This is a genomic window from Amycolatopsis tucumanensis (assembly GCF_021654135.1).
GTDB classification, from domain to species: domain Bacteria; phylum Actinomycetota; class Actinomycetes; order Mycobacteriales; family Pseudonocardiaceae; genus Amycolatopsis_E; species Amycolatopsis_E tucumanensis.
Window position 1 is genome coordinate 77204 of record NZ_JAKGSD010000029.1, and the last position, 19582, is coordinate 96785.

The following is a 19582-nucleotide window of genomic DNA, read 5'->3' on the forward strand; positions in this document are numbered from 1 at the left end:
CTACAGGTGGTGGGCGAAGGACTCGTAGGGCGCGTCCGGCTCGCCGGTCGGCTCGAAGTGGCTGATGTTCTCCAGGCTCGTCCACCACTCGTCACGTGGTTTCCAGTTCGCCTTCACCCGCATGCCCATCCGGACATCGGCGGCGTCGCAGCCGAGGACGAGGTGCAGGAACGCGATGTCGGCGCCGTCGAGCAGGATGTAGGCCGCGACGTAGGGCGGCTTGATGCGCTGGCCGAGGAACGGCACGTTGACGATGCAGAACGTGGTGACGATCCCGGTGTCCGGCAGTTCCACTTCGTCCACTGTGGGCACGCCGTCGGTCGGACAGGCGCCGCGTGGCGGGATGTAGACCTTCTCGCACTTCGGGCAGCGCTGGCCGATGAGCTTGCCCTCGGCGAGGCCGCGCAGGTAACGGCTCTCCTCCGGCGACGCCGAGTGCTGGTAGTGCAGCTCGATCGGGGTGACCATCACACCGTCCTGTTGGGACTTCGGCGGTGGCGCGGGGGAGGGCCCGTCGTCGGCGCCGACGGGCAGGAAGTAGGCGATGTCGCGGATGTGGCCGGCGGGTTCGTCGGCCCAGCGCACGCGCACCCGCATCCCGGTGCGCATCTCGGCTGGGCTGTTCACGTGCACGGCGTGCAGCATCGCGGTGTCGGCGCCGTCCAGGCGGACCAGCGCCCACGCGAACGGCGTGGTCAGCGGCTGGCCGTCCAGCGGTTCGGGGATCCAGGACCAGGTCAGCACGGTGCCCTCGTCGGACACCGGCACGAACTCGGTGAGCGCCGCGGCGGTGACCGGGTCGTACTCCACCGGCGGCACGTGCACGCGGCCGTCCGAGCCGCGCACGCCCTCGATGCGGCGCTCGCGCAGTCCGGCGGCGAACCGGCCGAGCACGGGCCCGAGGGAGCGGGTGTAGTCGAAGGCGAGATCCAGCGGCGCGGACAGCGGTGTACTCACGATTCGAAGTGAAACACGTTCTCGATCTGGCGGCAAGACGCTCTGCCGGAAGGTTGCGCGGTAAGTGGAACAAGTTCTAGATTCGGGTGCATGACCACTGCACTGGAGACGATCGGCCTGTGGAACATCGCGGCCGGGCAGCCGGACCGGACGGCGATCGTGAACCCCGACGGCAGCGAGGTCGGTTACGGCGCGCTCGCCGACAAGGCCAACGCCTACGCGCGCGGCCTGCGCGAGCTGGGCCTGGAGACCGGCGACGTCGTGGTGGTGCTGCAGCCCAACAGCGACGAGCTGCTGGCCGCGTACTTCGCCGCGCTGCAGACCGGGCTGTACGTGGTGATGGTCAACTGGCACTTGGTCGGGCCCGAGGTGGCCTACATCCTGTCCGATTCGGGGGCGAAGGCGTTCCTCGCGCACGAGCGGTTCGCTGAGGTGGCGATCGCCGCGGCGGACGAGGCCGGGGTGCCCGCTTCCGGCCGGTTCGCGGTGGGGCGCATCGAGGGGTTCCGCGCCGTGGCCGAGCTGGGCGCCGGGGGGAGCGGGCGCCCGGAGGGGCGGACGGCGGGGTCGCCGATGCTCTACACCTCCGGCACGACGGGACGGCCGAAGGGTGTGCGGCGGCCGCTGAGCGGGGCTGATCCGGACAGCGTGCCCGCCGCGTCCACGTGGTTCTTCGGGATCTTCGGGCTGAAGCCGTTCGACGGCCACGTCCACCTGTGCGGTTCGCCGCTCTACCACACGGCGGTGCTGAACTTCGCGTCGATCTCGATCCAGCTGGGGCACACGGTCGTGCTGATGGACCGGTGGGACCCGGAGGAGATGCTGCGGCTGATCGAGCGGTACCGCGTCACGCACAGCCACATGGTGCCCACGCAGTTCCGGCGCCTGCTCGCGCTGCCGGAGGAGGTGCGGTCGCGCTACGATCTGTCGTCGCTGCGGAACATGATCCACGGCGCGGCGCCGTGTCCGCCCGAGGTGAAGCGGCGGATGCTGGAGTGGTGGGGCCCGGTGGTGACCGACTACTACGCCGCGACCGAGGGCGGCGGCACGATGATCACCGGCGAGGAGTGGCTGCGCAAACCCGGCTCGGTGGGGCTGCCGTGGCCGGGTTCGGTGATCAAGATCCTGGACGACGACGGCAACGAGCTGCCCGCGGGCCAGCCCGGCACGGTGTACATGCGGATGGGCTCGTCGACGTTCGAGTACCACAAGGACGCCGAGAAGACGCGCAAGGCGCGGGTCGGGAACCTGTTCACCCTCGGCGACGTGGGTTACCTGGACGAGGACGGCTACCTGTTCCTGCACGACCGCAAGAACGACATGATCATCTCGGGTGGGGTGAACATCTACCCGGCCGAGATCGAGAACGAACTGGTGATGCACCCGAAGGTCGCGGACGTGGCGGTGTTCGGCATCCCGCACGAGGACTGGGGCGAGGAGATCAAGGCGGTCGTCCAGCCGGCGCCGGGAGTTCAGCCGGGGCCCGAGCTGGCGGAGGAGCTGCTGGACTGGGTGCGCGGCCGGCTGGCGAAGTTCAAGTGGCCCCGCAGTGTGGACTTCGCCGAGGAGCTGCCGCGGGATCCCAACGGGAAGCTGTACAAGCGCAAGCTGCGGGATCCTTATTGGACGGACCGGAAGATCTGACCCTCCTGCGGCCCGCGCGGGCGGGCGGGCCGCAGCGGGCGGGCGGCCGGCCGGGCACGGCTCGGCTCGGTGTTCCGGAAATGGGCGCGCCCCGTGGGCTGCCCGCACCCTGCGGGTAGCCGCGCGCTGCGGGCAGCCGCGCGCCGCGTGCTGTCAGCGCCCTGGGGGCGGCTCCGCGCGCCCTGCGGACTGCCAGTGTCCCGAGGCTGCCCGCGGGGCGCGGTTCGGGCCCGCGTGGCTCCCCGCCGACCTACCCCCAGCGTTGGGGTTGATCGGGCGCCCAGGCTGGGCGCGATGCGGGCCCGCTCAGGCTGCGCGATCCGGCACCCGCTGAGGCTGGGCGCGATGCGGGCCGCTCAGGCTGCGCGCGATCCGGCACCCGCTCAGGCTGGGCGCGATGCGGGCGCCCACTCACGCTGGGCGTGATGCGGGCGCCCGCTCAGGCTGGGCGTGGCCGCAGGTCCCGCTGGCTGCGTTCGTCCGTCACCACCTCGCCGGAGCGTGCGAAGCGCACCGACGCCCACCACGAACCGTCGGCGCGCGGGTGCTTCTCCCAGGTCAGCGTTCCCGGCACCCACTGCCCGGAGTCCCGCACGAGACAGGGCTTCCCGGGCGGATTCGCCTTTCCGCGCACCCGTAGCCACCGTTCGGTGCAGCAGTGCCGGCAGGGCTGGAGCTTCTCCGGGCCCAGGTCCGCCAGCGGACCGGCACCACGTCACCGGTCTCGCCGCCCCTGCGGCGCACGTGCTCCTGCCCCTTGCGCATCCACTCGCACCGGTCGTCGTTGTGGTACGCCGACCCGCCCGTGGTGCGGCAGCACCCCCGCCAGCGGCGGCTTGCGGTACGCGCACTGCCCCGCCGGCGGGATCGCCGTCCATCGCGGCCAAGTTAGCGGCCACCACCGACAGTTTCAGCGGCCCTCGAACCGGGGCGTGCGCTTCTCCGTGAACGCGCGCGGCCCCTCCTTCGCGTCGGCGGACTGGAAGACCTTCAGCCCGTACTGCGCCTCGATCTTGAAGGCCTCCTCCTCGGGCATCCCCTCGGTGTCGCGGATCGTGCGCAGGATCGCCTGCACCGCGAGCGGCCCGTTGGCGGCGATCATGTCCGCCAGCTCCAGCGCCCGCTCCAGCGCGGTCCCGTCCGGCACCACGCTGCCGATCAGCCCGATCTCCTTCGCCTCCGCGGCGGTCAGGTGCCGCCCGGTCAGCAGGATCTCCGCCGCCAGCGTGTACGGGATCTGCCGCGGCAGCCGCACCGCCGAGCCGCCCATCGGGAACAGTCCCCACCGCGCCTCGGACACGCCGAACCGCGCGCTCTCCCCGGCCACGCGGATGTCCGTGGCCTGCAGGATCTCCGTGCCGCCCGCGATCGCCGGGCCCTCCACGGCCGCGATCAGCGGTTTCGTCAACCGCCGCCCCTTCAACAGGCCCTCGATGCGGCCGGGGTCGAACGTGCCCTTCTCGTAGGAGTCCGCGGGGGAGTTGCGGTTCATCGACTTCAGATCCGCCCCGGCGCAGAACGCGCCACCCGCGCCGGTGAGCACACAGCACCGGATCTCCGGATCGTTGTCCACCCGGTCCCAGGCCTCGACCAGGATCGCCATCATCTCGCCGCTGATCGCGTTGCGGACCTCCGGCCGGTTCATCGTCACCACGAGCGTGTGCGCGCGTTGTTCAACCAGAGCGTGCGGCTGCGTCATGAGTACCTCTCCATCCGGCGCCATTGCCCAAAACGATAACATGTTCTACTTTGGCTGGGTGGCATACAACATCGCGGATCTGCTCGAGCACGCCGTCGACGCCGTGCCGGATCGCCCCGCGGTCATCTGCGGACAGCGGCACGTCACCTACGCACAGCTGGAGGACAGGGCCAACCGGCTGGCGCACCACCTCGCCGCGCAGGGGGTCGGTCCCGGCTCCCACATCGGCGTCTATTCCCGCAACTCCGTGGAGACGATCGAGGCGATGTTCGCCGCGTACAAGTTGCGCGCCATCGCGGTCAACGTCAACTACCGCTACGTCGAAGCCGAGCTCGAATACCTCTTCGACAACGCCGACCTGGTCGCGCTCGTGCACGAGCGCAAGTACGCGGACAAGGTCGCCGCGGTCCTCCCGAAGGCCCCGAAACTGAAACACGTACTAGTGGTCGAGGACGGTAGCGGCGCGGACTTCTCCGGCTACGGGGGCGCCGAGTACGAGCCGGCCCTCGCCGCGCAGTCGCCGGACCGCGACTTCGGCGAGCGCAGCCCGGACGACATCTACATCGTCTACACCGGCGGCACCACCGGGTACCCGAAGGGCGTCATGTGGCGCCACGAAGACGTGTGGCGGGCGCTCGGCGGCGGCATCGACTTCGTCACCGGCGAGTATGTTCCGGACGAGTGGACGATGGCCGAGCGGGGCAAGCAGGGCGCGATGGTCCGGCTGCCCGCCGCGCCGCTCATCCACGGCGCCGCCCAGTGGGCCGCCTTCGGCGCGATGTTCGGCGGCGGCACCGTCGTGTTCGTGCCGCAGTTCGACCCGCACGAGATCTGGCGCGAGATCGAGAAGCACAAGGTGCACGTCCTGACGATCGTCGGCGACGCGATGGCCCGCCCGCTGCTCGACGCCTACCGCGAGGGCGGTTACGACGCCTCGTCGCTCGTCGCCGTGTCCAGCCACGCCGCGCTGTTCTCCCAGCCGGTCAAGCAGGAGTACCTCGACGCCTTCCCGAACCTGGTGCTCACCGACGCGATCGGCTCGTCGGAGAGCGGCTTCACCGGCATCGGCATGGTCGCCAAGGGCGCCGACCACTCGGCGGGTCCGCGGGTGAACTTCGGCAAGGACGCCATCCTCATCGACGACGACAACCGCCTGGTCCCGCGCGCGGCCGGCGCGACCGGGCGGATCGCCCGCCGCGGGCACGTGCCGCTGGGCTACTACAAGGACCCGGCCAAGTCCGAGACGATCTTCGTCGAGGTCGAGGGCAACCGTTACGTCGTGCCCGGCGACTGGGCCCGCTACGAGGAGGACGGCACCGTCACCCTCCTCGGCCGCGGTTCGCAGTGCGTCAACACCGGCGGGGAGAAGGTGTTCCCGGAAGAGGTCGAAAGCGCGCTGAAGTCCCACCCGGACGTGTTCGACGCGATCGTCGTCGGTGTGCCGGACGAGCGGCTTGGCCAGCGGGTCGGGGCGATCCTCCAGGCCCGGCCCGGCGTCACGCCCGACCTCGGCGCGATCGAGGCGCACGTCCGGACGCAGGTCGCCGGCTACAAGGTGCCGCGCAGCGTGTGGCTGGTCGAGAAGATCGGGCGGCTCCCGACCGGCAAACCGGACTACCAGTGGGCCGCCCGGCACGCGGCGGAACACCAGCCGACCGAGATCCAGAAGGCCTGAGGAGACACTTGATGCGCACCGCGCTGTGCGAGACGTTCGGCATCCGGTACCCGATCATCGGGTTCACCCCGTCGGAGCACGTGGCCGCCGCGATCAGCAAGGCGGGCGGCCTCGGCGTGCTCGGCTGCGTGCGGTTCAACGACGCCGGTGAACTCGACCGGGTGCTGGACTGGATGGACGCCAACACCGACGGCAAGCCCTACGGGGTCGACATCGTCATGCCCGCGAAGGTGCCCGCCGAGGGCGCGGCGGTGGACCTCGAAAAGCTCATCCCCGAGGAGCACCGCGCGTTCGTCGAGCGGACGCTGCGCGAGCTGGGCGTGCCGGAGCTGCCGGAGGACACCGAGGAACGCGCCGGCGTTCTCGGCTGGCTGCACTCGGTGGCCCGCTCGCACGTCGAGGTCGCGCTGAAGCACCCGATCAAGCTGATCGCCAACGCGCTCGGCTCACCCCCGGTCGACGTCATCAACCAGGCGCACGAGCACGGCGTGCCGGTGGCGGCGCTCGCCGGCAAGGCCGAGCACGCGGTGCGGCACGTCGACAACGGCGTGGACTTCGTCGTGGCGCAGGGGTACGAGGCGGGCGGGCACACCGGCGAGATCGCGTCGATGGTGCTGCTGCCGGAGATCGTCGACGCGGTGGGCGACCGCGCGCCGGTGCTCGCGGCGGGCGGGATCGGGTCGGGCAGGCAGGTCGCGGCGGCGCTGGCGCTCGGCGCGTCCGGCGCGTGGACCGGCTCGATCTGGCTCGCGACGGAGGAGTACCTGCAGACGATGCCCGAGTCAACGGCGATGCAGAGCGCGCTGGTCGGGGCGACGTCGTCGGACACCGTGCGGACGCGCATCTACACCGGCAAACCGGCGCGGTTGCTGAAGACGCGCTGGACGGAGGCCTGGTCGTCCGCGGACGCGCCCGATCCGCTGCCGATGCCGCTGCAGAACCTGCTGGTGAGCAAGGCGCACAACCGCATCCACGCGGCGAACGACCCGACGGTCGTGTCGATGCCGGCAGGCCAGATCATCGGCCGGATCGACCGGGTGCTCCCGGTGGCCGAGATCGTGGCCGACCTGGTCAGCGGTTACGAGGAGGCGCTGTCCCGCCTGGACAAGACGAGGTAGGCGAGCGCGCCGAGGGCCAGCACCACGACACCGCTGATCACCGACGACAGCGGCAGGCTGAACGCGAGCACCACGCAGCCGGCGAGCCCCACCACGGGCACCACGCGGCGGGTGCCGAGCGTCCACGCGCTCGCGTTCGCGATGGCGTAGTAGGTCAGCACCGCGAACGACGAGAACCCGATCGCATCGCGCAGGTCGGTCACCAGCACCAGGGCGGCGACCACGATGCCGACCGCCACCTCCGCGCGGTGCGGCACGGCGAACCGCGGGTGCACGGCGGCCAGCGGAGCGGGCAGGTGGCCGTCGCGGGCCATCGCGAACGTCGTCCGGGACACGCCCAGCACGAGTGCGAGCAGCGAGCCCAGCGCGGCCAGCGCGGCGCCGGCCCGGACCACCGGGGTGAGCGCCGACCACGACGTGCCCGCGACCGCGGCGGCGATCGGGTCCGAAGTGGACGCCAGACCGTCCGGACCCAGTTGCAGCAGCAGGAAAACGGCGACGACCGCGTACACGACGAGCGTGATCCCCAGTGCGATCGGGATCGCTCGGGGGATGGTGCGCTCCGGGTCGCGGACCTCCTCGCCGAGGGTGGCGATTCGCGCGTACCCGGCGAAGGCGAAGAACAGCAGCCCGGCCGACTGCAGGACGCCCCCAGCCCCCGAGCCGGGGAACGGCGTCAGGTGCGCGGCCGCCGGGTTCCCCGCGACGACGATGGCGGCCACCGACCCGGCGAGGACCACGAGCGTGATCGTGACGATGACCTTGGTGAGCGTCACCGACCGCTGGACGCCGCGGTAGTTGAGGGCGGTCAACGCGAGCACTGCGGCCGCCGCGACGAACGACTGCGCGAGGCGGCTCGCGCCGGGCGCGGTGTAGGAGGCGACGGTCAGCGCCATCGCCGCGCAGCTCGCGGTCTTGCCGACGACGAACCCCCACCCGGCGAGGTAACCCCAGAACTCGCCGAGCCGTTCCCGGCCGTAGACGTAGGTGCCGCCGGATTCGGGGTACCGGGCGGCGAGGCGGGCGGAGGAGGTGGCGTTGCAGTAGGCGACCACGGCGGCCAGCGCGAGGCCGATCAGCAGCCCGGCGCCCGCGGCACGGGCGGCAGGAGCGAAGGCCGCGAAGACCCCCGCCCCGATCATCGACCCCAGGCCGATCACGACCGCGTCCCCGGTACCGAGCCGCCGCACGAGTCCTGTCACGGGGAGACCGTATCCGGTGCCCCGACGGAGGGGATGATCCGTTACGGGATGTTCGGCGCCCGTTTGTCCGCGGACCGGCGGCTCGCCGAGGGCATGCAGGTGGGTGGCTGGGGCTGGGGCGTGCTGGTGGGCGCATCAGCTGGGGATTCTCGGCGGTCCTCGCTGCCCGGGCCGGCCGAGGTGTCCAGTGGTGCGCGCTCATCCTCGGGCGGCCGGCGTGCACGTTCCCGGCTCACGCCGACTCAGGCCGCCGCCGAGGCAAGCGCGTGTCCACGATCCGCGGGCCTTCCGAAACCAACCCCCTCAGCCGAGAGCGTCCAGCTTCCGCTCCAGCACCGCGCGCTCCCGCTCGTTCCCGCACAGCTCGACGGCCCGCCTCAGCTCCGTCCGCGCCTCCGCCACGCGGCCGAGCCGCACGAGCAACTCGCCCCGCACGGTCGGCAGCAGGTGCGACTTGTCGAGCGCCCCGGCGGCCGCCAGGGAGTCCACGATCGGCAGCGCCGCCGCCGGGCCCTGCGCCATCGACACCGCCACCGCGCGGTTCAGGTCGACCACGGGCGACGGCGCGAGCCCGCCGAGCGCCTCGTACAGCAGCACCACCCGGTCCCAGTTCGTCTCCGCCACCGACGGCGCGACGGCGTGGCACTCGGCGATCGCGGCCTGCAGGCCGTACGCGCCCAGCCCCCGCCCGGCCGCCTCCGCCCGCGCCAGCGCCGCCCGTCCCCGCCGGATCGCCGACCGGTCCCACCGCCGCCGGTCCTGGTCCTCCAGCAGCACCGGCTCCCCGTCCGGCCCGGTGCGCGCCGGGAACCGCGCGGCGGTCAGCTCCAGCAACGCCAGCAGCCCGTGCACCTCCGGCTCGTCCGGCATCAGGCGCGACAGGACGCGGGCGAGGCGCTGGGCCTCGCCCGCGAGGTCGAACCTGATCAGGTCGCCGCCGGAGCTGGCCGACGACCCCTCGGTGAAGATCACGTAGATCACGTTCAGCACCGACCCGAGCCGCGCGGCCCGCTCCTCCGGCGAGGGCACCTCGAACGGCACCCCCGCCGCGCCGAGCGTCTTCTTCGCCCGCGTGATCCGCGCCTGCACGGTCGCGGTCGGCACGAGGAACGCCCGCGCGATCTCGTCGCTGGTCAGACCGCCGACCACCCGCAGCGTCAGCGCCACCCGCGCCTCCCGCGACAGCACCGGGTGGCACGAGATGAACATCAGCGCGAGCACGTCGTCGTCGATCTGGTCCGGGTCCCACTCGATCTCCCCGCCGTCCTCGCGCATCTCGTTGGCGAGGACGGCGTACCGGTCGTCGAGCGCGGAGCGACGGCGGAACGCGTCCACGGCCCGGCGCCTGCCCACCGTGAGCAGCCACCCCGCCGGGTTGCGGGGCACCCCCTCACGCGGCCAGGTCACCAGCGCCTCCGCCAGCGCCTCCTGGGCGAGGTCCTCGGCCAGCGCGAAATCGCCGGTGTAGCGCGCGAGCGCACCGACGATCCGCGCCGACTCGATGCGCCAGACGGCGGCGATCGCTTCCCGTTCGGTCATCTCAGAGCTGGCCGGTCGCCTCGCGCCACGCCCGCTCCTTCTGGATCCACTCGTTGTCCTGCGGGAACTCGTCGATCGTGGTGACCCGCCGGATCTCGGTCTTGAAGCCCTTGCCCTTGATCGGGGACCGCTTGGCCCACTCGACCGCCTCCTCCTTGGAGGCCACGTTGAGGATGTAGAAGCCGCCGAACAGCTCCTTCGTCTCGCCGTACGGGCCGTCGGTGACCACGGGCGGCTCCGAGGAGTAGTCCACCACCACGCCGTCGTTCGCGTCGTCCAGCCCTTCGGCGGCGACCAGCACACCGGCCCGGATCAGCTCCTGGTTGTACTGCCCGGTCATCTCGATCATCTGGTCGAAGTCGAAGTCGGCCAGGTTCGCGAACGCCTCGTCGGTGGCCCGCCAGATCAGCATGAACTTCATGGTGTTTCTCCCTCGGTGTCCGGGTCCTTCTGGACCCTCTCACCCCATGGGTCGAACGGGGGGCGTTTCGATCGACACGGCCCCGGAATTTTTTTGTGCAACCCGCCGGCGGGCCCGTTCCGTCCTGGAGGCATGAGGTGGAAAGCAACGATGTGCGGGCTGGGCCTCGTCCTGCTGGCGGCCACGGCCTGCGGCGAGCAGACCCCTACCGTCGGAAGCGGTTCCGGTGACGCGACCAGCAGCGAAGCCGCTCCCACCGCCCCGACCATCCCGGCCACCGACCTGCCCCCGGTGATGCCGGGCGGGCCGCGTCAGATGCAGCCACCGGCGGACACCGCCCAGGTGCCTGCCACCCGCGTCGACTCCTCGGCGCTGCCCTCGGACTTCCCGCGCGAGGTGTTCGTCAGCGCCGACGGCAAGCAGTTGTTCATCCGCGCCGAGGAAGGCGGGTGCGGGCGCGCCGCGGCCGAGGTGACCGCCCAGGACGCCCGGCAGGTCGTGGTCAACCTGGTCGAGAACAAGAGCAACCTGGCCGGCCAGATGTGCACCATGGACATCCGCTACCCGGTGGTGTCGGCGACCCTGTCCGAACCCCTGAACGAGCGGACTGTCGTGCTGACGAGCGCCAAACGAGGTTACTGACCGGTAGTATCGCGGGTCATGAGGAAACGCCAGGTCTCCGCCACGCGGATCGTCGCGGCTCCGCCGGAGAAGATCTTCGAGCTGCTCGCGGACCCGTCGAAGCACCCGCTGATCGACGGCTCCGGCACGGTCCTCGCGGCCCAGAACGGCGGGCCGGAGCGCCTGACGCTCGGCTCCCGCTTCGGCATGGACATGAAGATGGGCGCGAACTACAAGATCCTCAACACGGTCGTCGAGTTCGACGAGAACCGGCTGATCGCCTGGCGGCACTTCAACGGGCACCGCTGGCGGTGGCAGCTCAAGCCGCTCGAGGACGGCTCGACCGAGGTCACCGAGACCTTCGACTGGTCAACCGCGCGGATCCCGCTCCTGATCGACCTGAGCTTCTTCCCGCGCAAGAACAAGCAGGCCATCGACAAGACCCTCGACCGGCTGGTCAAGCTGTTCCAGGCGTGAAAAAACGGGCGCCACCCGCGTGGGTGGCGCCCGTTCGAGTCAGTCGCTCAGGAGCGGAAGCTGATCTGCAGCACCGGCTCCGACGTCTCGGCGAAGAAGTCGTTGCCCTTGTCGTCGATGACGATGAACGCCGGGAAGTCCTCGACCTCGATCTTCCACACGGCTTCCATGCCCAGCTCCGGGTACTCCAGAACCTCGACCTTCTTGATGCAGTCCTGCGCCAGCCGCGCCGCGGGGCCGCCGATCGAGCCGAGGTAGAACCCGCCGTGCTCCTTGCAGGAGGCCGTCACCTGCTTGGACCGGTTGCCCTTGGCGAGCATGACCATCGAGCCGCCCGCGGCCTGGAACTGGGCGACGTAGGAGTCCATCCGGCCCGCGGTGGTCGGCCCGAAGGATCCGGAGGCGTAGCCGTCCGGGGTCTTCGCCGGGCCCGCGTAGTAGACCGGGTGGTCCCGCAGGTACTGCGGCATCTCCTCGCCGGCCTCCAGCCGCTCCGCGATCTTCGCGTGCGCGATGTCGCGGGCCACCACCAGCGGGCCGGTCAGCGACAGCCGGGTCTTCACCGGCAGCGACGACAGCTGCGCGCGGATCTCGTCCATCGGGCGGTTCAGGTCGACCTGCACCACCTCGTCGGACAGGTCGTCGGTGGTGACGTCCGGCAGGAAGCGGGCCGGGTCGCGCTCGAGCTGCTCGATGAACACGCCGTCCGCGGTGATCTTCGCCTTCGCCTGGCGGTCGGCCGAGCAGGACACCGCGATGCCGACCGGGCAGGACGCGCCGTGCCGCGGCAGCCGGATGACGCGCACGTCGTGGCAGAAGTACTTGCCGCCGAACTGGGCGCCGATGCCGAACTGGCGGGTCATCTCCAGGACCTGCTGCTCCAGGTCGGTGTCCCGGAACCCGTGGCCGAGCGGGGAACCCTCGCGCGGCAGGTTGTCCAGGTAGCGGGCCGAGGCGAGCTTGGCGACCTTGAGGTTGTACTCGGCCGACATGCCGCCGACCACGATCGCCAGGTGGTAGGGCGGGCAGGCCGCGGTGCCGAGGCTGCGCAGCTTCTCGTCCAGGAACTTCGCCAGCCGCTTCGGGTTCAGGACGGCCTTGGTCTCCTGGTAGAGGAACGTCTTGTTGGCCGAGCCGCCGCCCTTGGCCATGAACAGGAACTCGTAGCTGGGGTCGCCGGTTCCGTCTTTGTGGTAGAGCTCGATCTGCGCGGGCAGGTTGGTCCCGGTGTTCTTCTCGTCCCAGAACGTCACCGGCGCCATCTGCGAGTAGCGCAGGTTGAGCTCCTGGTAGGCGTCGAAGATGCCGCGGGCCAGCGCCTGCTCGTCGTTGCCGCCGGTGAGCACGCCCTGGCTGCGCTTGCCGATGACGATCGCGGTGCCGGTGTCCTGGCACATCGGCAGCACCCCGCCGGCCGAGATGGCCGCGTTGCGCAGCAGGTCCATCGCCACGAAGCGGTCGTTGCCGCTGGCCTCGGGGTCGTCGACGATCGCGCGCAGCTGCGCCAGGTGCGACGAGCGCAGCAGGTGCTGGATGTCGGTGATCGCGGTCCGGGCGAGCTTGGTCAGCGCTTCGGGGTCGACTTCCAGGAACTTCCGTCCGGCGGCCTCGACTACCCGGACGCCCTCGGCCGTCACGAGCCGGTACTCGGTCTCGTGGTCCGGACCCAGCGGCAGCACGTCGGTGTACTGGAAGGTGGTGGTGGTCACTCGGGCTCCCTCGCAGGCAATTCGGGCCCTTGACGTTACCGCTTGCGCGTGCTTGCCCACGTAGAGGTGTGGCGCGCACCTCGCCGGAGATCGCGTGGCGCGAACCACCCCGGAAAAGTCGGAAGGCCGGGCCCACCCCGACGGACCCGACCTTCCGGGGAAAGCGGCCGGGAGCACAGGGCGCCCGCCGCGAAGTCCACCGTCCGTAGGACGTGAAGAACTCACCAAACGTTGCTTCCACGGTGACGTGACCTACGTCATACGTCAACACTGCCGATCGGGTTGTCGTGGAACGCGAACAGGGCCACCCCGCGTACGCGGAGTGGCCCTGCCGGTTGCCCTGGACGGGTCAGCTGGCGTAGGCGCGCAGGCGCTCGGCCCGCTCGCCCTGGCGCAGCTTCGACATGACCTCGCGCTCGATCTGGCGGACCCGCTCGCGGGACAGCCCGAAGTGCTTGCCGATCTGGTCGAGGGTGCGCGGCTGGCCGTCGTCGAGGCCGTAGCGCATCCGGATGACCTGCTGCTCCCGCTCGTCGAGGGTGGCCAGGACCCGGCGCAGGTCGTCCTGCAGCAGGCCCGAGATGACCGCGCTCTCGGCGTCGGTGGCCTCGGAGTCCTCGATGAAGTCGCCCAGCGGGGCGTCCTCGTCGGTGCCGACCGGCATGTCGAGGCTCACCGGGTCGCGGGCGTGGTCGAGCAGGTCGGCGACCTTCTCGACGGCGATGCCGGACTCGGCGGCCAGCTCCTCGTTGGTGGCCTCACGGCCGAGTTGCTGGTGCAGGTCGCGCTTGATGCGGGCCAGCTTGTTGACCTGCTCGACGAGGTGCACGGGCAGCCGGATGGTGCGGCCCTGGTCGGCCATGCCGCGGGTGATGGCCTGGCGGATCCACCACGTCGCGTAGGTCGAGAACTTGAACCCCTTGGAGTAGTCGAACTTCTCCACCGCGCGGATCAGACCCAGGTTCCCCTCCTGGATCAGGTCGAGCAGCGGCATCCCCCGCCCCGTGTAGCGCTTGGCCAGCGACACGACCAGCCGGAGGTTGGCCTCCAGCAGGTGGTTCTTGGCCTTGTGGCCGTCACGCACGAGCGCCTCGAGCTCCTTGCGGCGCTGCGGGCTCAGCTTCGGCGCGGTGTCGAGCATGTGCTGCGCGAACACCCCCGCCTCGATGCGCTTGGCGAGCTCGACCTCGTCGGCGGCGGACAGCAGCGCGGTCTTGCCGATCCCGTTGAGGTAGACCCGCACGAGGTCCGCGGCCGGGCCCTGTGCGTCGAGATCCGCGTCGAGGTTCGGCGAAGGGCGTACGCTGGACTCGACGGGCTCGGTTTCGGGCTCGGGGACCTCACGAGTCGGGCGCTCGAGAGTCTGTACTGACATGTTCTGCCTCCCCGGTCACGGGCGGACACGTTCGGTGCGTCACACCGGCTGTTGCGCCGCGTGGGTGGATCCTGTGGAGTGCTCCACCCCCGCGGTGTCCAGCTCGTCGGCTGGACAATGGTTCCAACGCCGGCCGTTGCCAAAACGTTCCCGCCTTCTCGACTTCAAGACGAGGCGGTACCGGACTGGGTTGCTCCACCAAAGCTGAGGTTTTGCTGAGAGACCGCTCGGGTGGAGCATTGGTTCAGACCTCTACGAGCACCGTGAAGGGTCCGTCGTTCACGCTGCGCACCGCCATCATGGCGCCGAACTTCCCTGTGGCGACACGGGCTCCGCGCCCGCGCAGCTCCGCCACGACGCGGTCGAACAGCTTCAGCGCGTCGTCCGGGCGGGCCGCCTGCGTCCACGATGGACGGCGCCCCTTGCGGGTGTCGCCGTACAGCGTGAATTGGCTCACCACCAGCAAAGGGGCGCCGGAAGTGGCGCAGGACTCCTCGTCGCGGAGGATGCGGAGCTCGTGCAGCTTCCGCGCCATGGTGACCGCTTTGTCCTCGCTGTCCGAAACGTGGACGCCGAGCAGGACCAGCAGCCCCGGCTCCTCGATCGCGCCGACGACCTCGCCCTCGACTGTGACGCTCGCCTCGGTCACCCGCGCCGCGACGGCCCTCACACCGCCTCCAGGAAGCCGTGGCGGACCAGTTCCCGCACCAGCGGCAGCGCGGCCTCGGTGAGCGGGTCCTCGTCCAGCCCGTGGCCGGCGGCGAGCAGCGACAGCAGGTCCGACAGCGGCAGCGCGCCCCGGCAGCCGGCCAGCAGCGCGGCGACCGTCTCGTCGACCTCGTGCTGCCAGCCCGGCCCGTCGGAGCGGTGCAGCCGCAGCACCGTGGTGTCCCAGCCCTCGTCGCCGGGCGCGGACACCCGCTCCAGCAGCACCGTCGGCGGCACCCGGAAGCGCGCGTCCAGCAGGTCGTGCCCGTGCTCCCGCAGCCAGGCCACGCGGTCCAGCCACCGGCCGGCCTCCGGGCCCAGCGGGTCGTCGTAGGCCTGCCGCAGGTCCTCGCAGACCACCGTCGGGTGGGCCGCGTCCGTGCGGCGCAGGGTGACGAACCCGAACCCGACGCCCTGGACCTTGTTCTCCGCGAACCAGTCCAGCCAGTCGGCGGCCTTGGCCCGGCCGCGGTCGGAGCGCGGATCGATGCCCGCGTCACGCAACCAGGTGCCCACGTACAGCCCGGGGTCGGCTACGTCGCGTTGCACGAACCACGCGTCCGTGCCGCCGGGGAGCCATCGGCTCACCCGGTCGGCCCAGTCCTCGCCGTCGACGTGCAACCAGGAGGCGAGCAGCTGCCCGGTGCCGCCCTCGGTCAGGAACCCGGGCAGCTGGCGGATCACCAGTGCGCTCGCGTCGTCGCCGCCGAGGCCGGAGTCGCGGTAGGTGTAGTCGACGCGCGGCGGGCCCACCACGAACGGGGGATTGCACACGATCTGGTCGAACCGGCGGCGCGCGACCGGCGCGAACCACTCGCCCCGCACCAGTTCGACGTCCAGCTCGTTCAGCCGGAACGTCGCGTCCGCGAGCGCCAGCGCCCGCTCCGACACGTCGGTGGCGGTGACGCGCTGGGCGTGCCGGGTCGCGTGCAGCGCCTGCACGCCGTTGCCGGTGCCCAGGTCCAGCAGGCTGCCCACCGGGCGGCGGGTCGTGGCGCGGATCAGGCTCAGCGACGCGTGCCCGACGCCGAGCACGTGGTCCGGCGGGACCTCCGCGCCGAGCACGTCGGAGTCCAGGTCCGACACGACCCACCACGAGCCCTGCTCGTCCCCGTGCGGCCGCACGTCCAGGCCCGCGCGCAGCTGCTCCCGTCCGCGCACGAGACCGGCCGCGAGCGCGTCGTCCAGCGCCAGCGGCGCCAGCGCGGCCCGCACGGCCGTTTCGGGCTCGGCGGAACCCAGCAGGAAGAGGCGGATGAGCGTGCCGAGCTCGCCGGCGTCCGCGCTGGCGCGGAAGGCGAGTTCGGGCTCGCCGCGGCCCAGCGCCGCGTGGGCCGCCCCGCCCAGCGCGTCGACCACGCCGTCGGCGTCGTAGCCGGTGCGCTGGAACGCCTCGCGCAGCCGGGCCAGGAAATCGTCGGAGAACCGCGGAATGCTCACGGTGGGTGATCCTCCCACGCGGGCGCCGCGGCTGTGCTGAGATGGCCGCATGACCACCACGGACCGGGCGACGGTGCTCGCGGGCCTCGGCGAACTCCTGCCGGGACTCGAGGAGCTCTACCTCGACCTGCACCGCAACCCCGAGCTGTCGTTCGCCGAGCACCGCACCGCCGGCAAGCTCGCGGACCGGTTGCGTGAGGCCGGTTACGAGGTGCACACCGGCATCGGCGGGACCGGGGTGGCGGGCGTGCTGCGCAACGGGGACGGCCCGGTCGTGATGCTGCGCGCGGACATCGACGCGCTGCCGGTCGCGGAGAAGACCGGCCTGCCCTACGCCAGCGAGGTGCGCGCGCCGAACCAGGACGGCGACGCGGTCCCGGTGATGCACGCGTGCGGCCACGACATGCACGCCACCTGGCTGGACGGCGCGGCGCGGCTGCTCGCCGACGGCCGGGACGGCTGGCGGGGCACGGTCGTCGTGGTCTACCAGCCGGGGGAGGAGGTCGGCGAGGGCGCGGAGACGATGGTGCGCGACGGCCTGTTCAACCTCGTCGGTACGCCCGCGGTGGTGCTGGGCCAGCACGTCGTGCCCGGGCCGGCGGGCTGGGTGCTGACGCGGCCGGGTGTGCTGATGGCGGCCACCGACTCGCTGCGGATCGTGCTGCACGGCCGCGGCGGGCACGGCTCCCGCCCGGAGACGACGGTCGACCCGGCGGTGCTGGCCGCGTCGGTGGTGATGCGGTTGCAGACAATCGTGTCCCGCGAGATCGCGGCGACCGAGCAGGCCGTGGTGACCGTCGGCTCGATGCACGTCGGCACCGCGGCCAACGTCATCGCCGAGGAAGCGGTGCTCGAGGTCAACGTCCGCACCTTCGACGAGCAGGTCCGGCAGCGGGTGCTGGCCGCGATCGAGCGCATCGTGCAGGGCGAGGCGGCCGCGGCGGGCGCGCCACGGCCGCCGGAGATCACCCCGATCGCGACCTTCCCGGTGACCAGCAACGACGAGGGCGCGAACCGCACGCTCACGGAGGCGTTCACCGCGCACTTCGGCGCCGACCGGACGATGGAGGCCCCGCTGGTCACCGGCAGCGAGGACTTCGGCGAGTTCGGCAGGGCGGCCGGGGCGCCGTCGGTGTTCTGGCTGGTCGGCGGCCTGGACCCGGACTTCGTGCTCACCGCGATGGCGGAGGGCCGGTTCGAGCGCGACGTCCCGTCGAACCACTCGCCGCGGTTCGCGCCGGTGCTGCACCCGACGCTGCGGACCGGGGTGGAGACGCTGGTCGTGGCGGCGCTCACATTTTTGTCGGTGGGTGGTGGCAAGCTCGGGGCATGACCGGAAGCGCCCCGATCCCCGCCGCCAACTTCGCCCAGCCGTGGGCGGACGACACCCGCCCGCCCCTGCCCAAGACCGGTGACGAGCGCGCGATCCTCACCGCCTACCTCGACTGGCACCGGCAGACCTTCGAGCTCAAGTGCACGGGGGTCGCGCCGGACCGCCTGTCCGAGCGGTTGATCCCGCCCTCGGGGCTCACCCTGCACGGCCTGCTGCGGCACCTCGCCGGCGTCGAGCGGTGGTGGTTCCGCATACAGTTCCGCGGCGAGGACGTGCCGGTCCTGTACTACTCCGACGACGACCCGGAGCAGGACTTCGAGCGGCTGGACGGCGATCCGGCGGAGGCGCTGGCGGTGTGGCGCGCCGAGTGCGAGGCCTCCCGGCGGATCGTCGCCGAAGCGCCGTCGCTCGACGAGACGGGCGTGCACCAGGCCTCCGGTGAGCCGATCTCGTTGCGGCGGATCATGGTGCACATGCTCGCCGAGTACGCCCGGCACAACGGGCACGCCGACCTGCTGCGCGAACGGATCGACGGCCGGACCGGGCACTGAAGGAGGGGAATGTGACGGACGCACTCGCGCTGACCCGGGCGCTGACCGCGGTCGACACGGTGGGTCACGGGGAAACCGCGGCGCTGGAGGTCGTGGCGCCGCTGCTGCGGGACGCGGGGTTCCGCCTCGAGGTGTTCGAGCACGAACCCGGCCGCGGCACGCTGGTGGCCGAGTGGGAGACCGGGCACGACGTGCCCCCGCTGTGCCTGTCCGGGCACGTCGACACGGTGCCGCTGGGCGGCGCTCCGTGGCAGCACGACCCGTTCGCCGGGGAGACCGACGGCGACCGCGTGTACGGGCGCGGCGTGAGCGACATGAAGGCCGGGGTGGCGGCGATCGTGACGGCGGCGGTCACGGTCGCGCGGTCCCGGCCGCGCCGCGCCGGGCTGCGGCTCGTGCTGACGGCGGCCGAGGAGACGGGGTCGCAGGGCGCGCGGTTCGTGGCGGACCGGCTGGGGCCGAGCGGTCCGCTGGTCATCACCGAGCCGACCGCGAACGCGGCGTTCCACGGGCACAAGGGCGCGCTGTGGCTGGAGGCGCTCGCCACCGGCGTGACCGCGCACGGGTCGATGCCGCACCTGGGGGACAACGCGGTGGTCAAGCTGGCCGCGGCGGTGTCGCGGCTGGCGGAGTACCGGTTCGGGGTGGAGCCGCACCCGGTGATGGGGCTGCCGACGCTGAACGTGGGCACCTTCACCGGCGGGCTGAACACGAACTCGGTGCCCGACCGCGCGGTGGCGACGGTGGACGTGCGGACGGTGGCGGGGCAGGACCACGCGGCGCTGTTGGAGTCGCTGGCCGCGGTGGCCGGGGTCGAGGTGCGCCCGCTGATCGACCTGCCGCCGGTGTGGACCGATCCGGGCGACGAGTGGGCGGCCTCGGCGGCCGCGATCGTCCGGGAGGTCACCGGCGCGGGCGGTGAGGTGGCGACGGCGACGTACTTCACCGACGCGTCCGTGCTGACCCCCGCGCTGGGCGGGGTGCCGACGCTGATCTGCGGGCCGGGCGAGCCGGAGCAGGCGCACGTCACCGACGAGTGGTGCTCGATCACCCGGCTGGCCGAGTCGGTGGAGATCCTCACGCGCGTGTGCGCCGGGTGGTGCGGGATTTAAC

18 protein-coding genes are annotated in these 19582 nt (G+C 71.8%); 8 read left to right on the forward strand and 10 right to left on the reverse strand.

Annotation, left to right across the window (positions count from 1 at the left end; all coding sequences use genetic code 11):
- Positions 1 to 960: a Zn-ribbon domain-containing OB-fold protein gene (locus L2C96_RS26080; protein ID WP_237338154.1), complete on the reverse strand. Its 960-nt coding sequence runs from the start codon at positions 958 to 960 to the stop codon at positions 1 to 3.
- Positions 961 to 1047: 87 nt separating this feature from the next.
- On the opposite strand from L2C96_RS26080, the gene L2C96_RS26085 reads away from it, so the two are divergent.
- A complete protein-coding gene (locus L2C96_RS26085) occupies positions 1048 to 2601 on the forward strand; it encodes an acyl-CoA synthetase (protein WP_237338136.1) in 1554 nt (517 codons plus the stop codon).
- A 439-nt stretch (positions 2602 to 3040) separates the two neighbouring features.
- Here the strand turns inward: L2C96_RS26085 and L2C96_RS26090 are convergent, their stop codons facing one another.
- Both L2C96_RS26090 and L2C96_RS26095 read right to left on the reverse strand, forming a co-directional pair.
- Positions 3041 to 3235: a hypothetical protein gene (locus L2C96_RS26090; RefSeq protein WP_157358578.1), complete on the reverse strand. Its 195-nt coding sequence runs from the start codon at positions 3233 to 3235 to the stop codon at positions 3041 to 3043.
- Between the two features lie 276 nt (positions 3236 to 3511).
- On the reverse strand, positions 3512 to 4300 hold the full coding sequence (locus tag L2C96_RS26095; RefSeq protein WP_020418752.1) for a crotonase/enoyl-CoA hydratase family protein: 789 nt from the start codon (positions 4298 to 4300) through the stop codon (positions 3512 to 3514).
- A 58-nt stretch (positions 4301 to 4358) separates the two neighbouring features.
- Here L2C96_RS26095 and L2C96_RS26100 point away from each other — a divergent pair, with 58 nt between their 5' ends.
- A complete protein-coding gene (locus L2C96_RS26100; protein ID WP_237338137.1) occupies positions 4359 to 5975 on the forward strand; it encodes an acyl-CoA synthetase in 1617 nt (538 codons plus the stop codon).
- Between the two features lie 11 nt (positions 5976 to 5986).
- On the forward strand, positions 5987 to 7093 hold the full coding sequence (locus L2C96_RS26105) for an NAD(P)H-dependent flavin oxidoreductase (protein ID WP_237338138.1): 1107 nt from the start codon (positions 5987 to 5989) through the stop codon (positions 7091 to 7093).
- Here the strand turns inward: L2C96_RS26105 and L2C96_RS26110 are convergent.
- The 3 genes from L2C96_RS26110 to L2C96_RS26120 all read right to left on the reverse strand — a co-directional run bounded on the left by L2C96_RS26110 (position 7054) and on the right by L2C96_RS26120 (position 10255).
- On the reverse strand, positions 7054 to 8235 hold the full coding sequence (locus L2C96_RS26110) for an APC family permease (protein WP_372491270.1): 1182 nt from the start codon (positions 8233 to 8235) through the stop codon (positions 7054 to 7056). The two genes, L2C96_RS26105 and L2C96_RS26110, sit on opposite strands and share 40 nt — an antisense overlap.
- Positions 8236 to 8598: 363 nt before the next feature.
- Positions 8599 to 9834 carry an RNA polymerase sigma factor gene (locus L2C96_RS26115; RefSeq protein WP_237338139.1) on the reverse strand — a complete coding sequence of 412 codons (1236 nt, stop codon included), beginning with the start codon at positions 9832 to 9834 and terminating at the stop codon, positions 8599 to 8601.
- A 1-nt stretch (position 9835) separates the two neighbouring features.
- A complete protein-coding gene (locus tag L2C96_RS26120) occupies positions 9836 to 10255 on the reverse strand; it encodes a YciI family protein (protein WP_237338140.1) in 420 nt (139 codons plus the stop codon).
- Between the two features lie 132 nt (positions 10256 to 10387).
- Here L2C96_RS26120 and L2C96_RS26125 point away from each other — a divergent pair, with 132 nt between their 5' ends.
- Both L2C96_RS26125 and L2C96_RS26130 read left to right on the forward strand, forming a co-directional pair.
- A complete protein-coding gene (locus L2C96_RS26125; RefSeq protein WP_235716149.1) occupies positions 10388 to 10897 on the forward strand; it encodes a hypothetical protein in 510 nt (169 codons plus the stop codon).
- A gap of 18 nt (positions 10898 to 10915) precedes the next feature.
- Positions 10916 to 11353: an SRPBCC family protein gene (locus tag L2C96_RS26130; RefSeq protein ID WP_237338141.1), complete on the forward strand. Its 438-nt coding sequence runs from the start codon at positions 10916 to 10918 to the stop codon at positions 11351 to 11353.
- A 47-nt stretch (positions 11354 to 11400) separates the two neighbouring features.
- Here L2C96_RS26130 and L2C96_RS26135 read toward each other — a convergent pair whose 3' ends face one another.
- The 4 genes from L2C96_RS26135 to L2C96_RS26150 form a co-directional block, all read right to left on the reverse strand.
- A complete protein-coding gene (locus L2C96_RS26135; protein ID WP_237338142.1) occupies positions 11401 to 13062 on the reverse strand; it encodes a fumarate hydratase in 1662 nt (553 codons plus the stop codon).
- Positions 13063 to 13411: 349 nt separating this feature from the next.
- A complete protein-coding gene (locus tag L2C96_RS26140) occupies positions 13412 to 14437 on the reverse strand; it encodes a sigma-70 family RNA polymerase sigma factor (RefSeq protein WP_026153319.1) in 1026 nt (341 codons plus the stop codon).
- 244 nt (positions 14438 to 14681) lie between these two features.
- On the reverse strand, positions 14682 to 15107 hold the full coding sequence (gene dtd / locus L2C96_RS26145) for a D-aminoacyl-tRNA deacylase (protein ID WP_020418743.1): 426 nt from the start codon (positions 15105 to 15107) through the stop codon (positions 14682 to 14684).
- The gene (locus L2C96_RS26150) at positions 15104 to 16585 is read right to left on the reverse strand and encodes a DUF7782 domain-containing protein (protein WP_372491268.1); all 1482 of its coding nucleotides are present in this window, start codon (positions 16583 to 16585) and stop codon (positions 15104 to 15106) included. Before L2C96_RS26150 ends, dtd begins: the two co-directional genes overlap by 4 nt.
- Positions 16586 to 16634: 49 nt before the next feature.
- Here L2C96_RS26150 and L2C96_RS26155 point away from each other — a divergent pair, with 49 nt between their 5' ends.
- The 3 genes from L2C96_RS26155 to L2C96_RS26165 are packed head-to-tail and all read left to right on the forward strand — an operon-like array spanning position 16635 to position 19581.
- Positions 16635 to 17918, forward strand: coding sequence for an amidohydrolase (locus L2C96_RS26155; RefSeq protein ID WP_237338144.1), 1284 nt, complete (start codon positions 16635 to 16637; stop codon positions 17916 to 17918).
- Positions 17915 to 18469: a DinB family protein gene (locus L2C96_RS26160; protein ID WP_237338145.1), complete on the forward strand. Its 555-nt coding sequence runs from the start codon at positions 17915 to 17917 to the stop codon at positions 18467 to 18469. The genes L2C96_RS26155 and L2C96_RS26160 overlap by 4 nt, the downstream gene beginning before the upstream one ends.
- Positions 18470 to 18480: 11 nt before the next feature.
- Entirely contained in the window at positions 18481 to 19581 is a 1101-nt protein-coding gene (locus L2C96_RS26165) for a M20 family metallopeptidase (protein ID WP_237338146.1), read from the forward strand.
- Position 19582: the final 1 nt, after the last annotated feature.

Bases quoted from the DNA above. Each gene is read 5' to 3' on its own strand.
- L2C96_RS26155 (WP_237338144.1), top strand. From the start codon at position 16,635: ATGACCACCACGGACCGGGCGACGGTGCTCGCGGGCCTCGGCGAACTC.
- L2C96_RS26140 (WP_026153319.1), bottom strand. From the start codon at position 14,437: ATGTCAGTACAGACTCTCGAGCGCCCGACTCGTGAGGTCCCCGAGCCC.
- L2C96_RS26160 (WP_237338145.1), top strand. From the start codon at position 17,915: ATGACCGGAAGCGCCCCGATCCCCGCCGCCAACTTCGCCCAGCCGTGG.
- L2C96_RS26115 (WP_237338139.1), bottom strand. From the start codon at position 9,834: ATGACCGAACGGGAAGCGATCGCCGCCGTCTGGCGCATCGAGTCGGCG.
- L2C96_RS26130 (WP_237338141.1), top strand. From the start codon at position 10,916: ATGAGGAAACGCCAGGTCTCCGCCACGCGGATCGTCGCGGCTCCGCCG.
- L2C96_RS26120 (WP_237338140.1), bottom strand. From the start codon at position 10,255: ATGAAGTTCATGCTGATCTGGCGGGCCACCGACGAGGCGTTCGCGAAC.
- L2C96_RS26095 (WP_020418752.1), bottom strand. From the start codon at position 4,300: ATGACGCAGCCGCACGCTCTGGTTGAACAACGCGCGCACACGCTCGTG.
- L2C96_RS26085 (WP_237338136.1), top strand. From the start codon at position 1,048: ATGACCACTGCACTGGAGACGATCGGCCTGTGGAACATCGCGGCCGGG.
- L2C96_RS26110 (WP_372491270.1), bottom strand. From the start codon at position 8,235: ATGATCGGGGCGGGGGTCTTCGCGGCCTTCGCTCCTGCCGCCCGTGCC.
- L2C96_RS26105 (WP_237338138.1), top strand. From the start codon at position 5,987: ATGCGCACCGCGCTGTGCGAGACGTTCGGCATCCGGTACCCGATCATC.
- L2C96_RS26125 (WP_235716149.1), top strand. From the start codon at position 10,388: ATGAGGTGGAAAGCAACGATGTGCGGGCTGGGCCTCGTCCTGCTGGCG.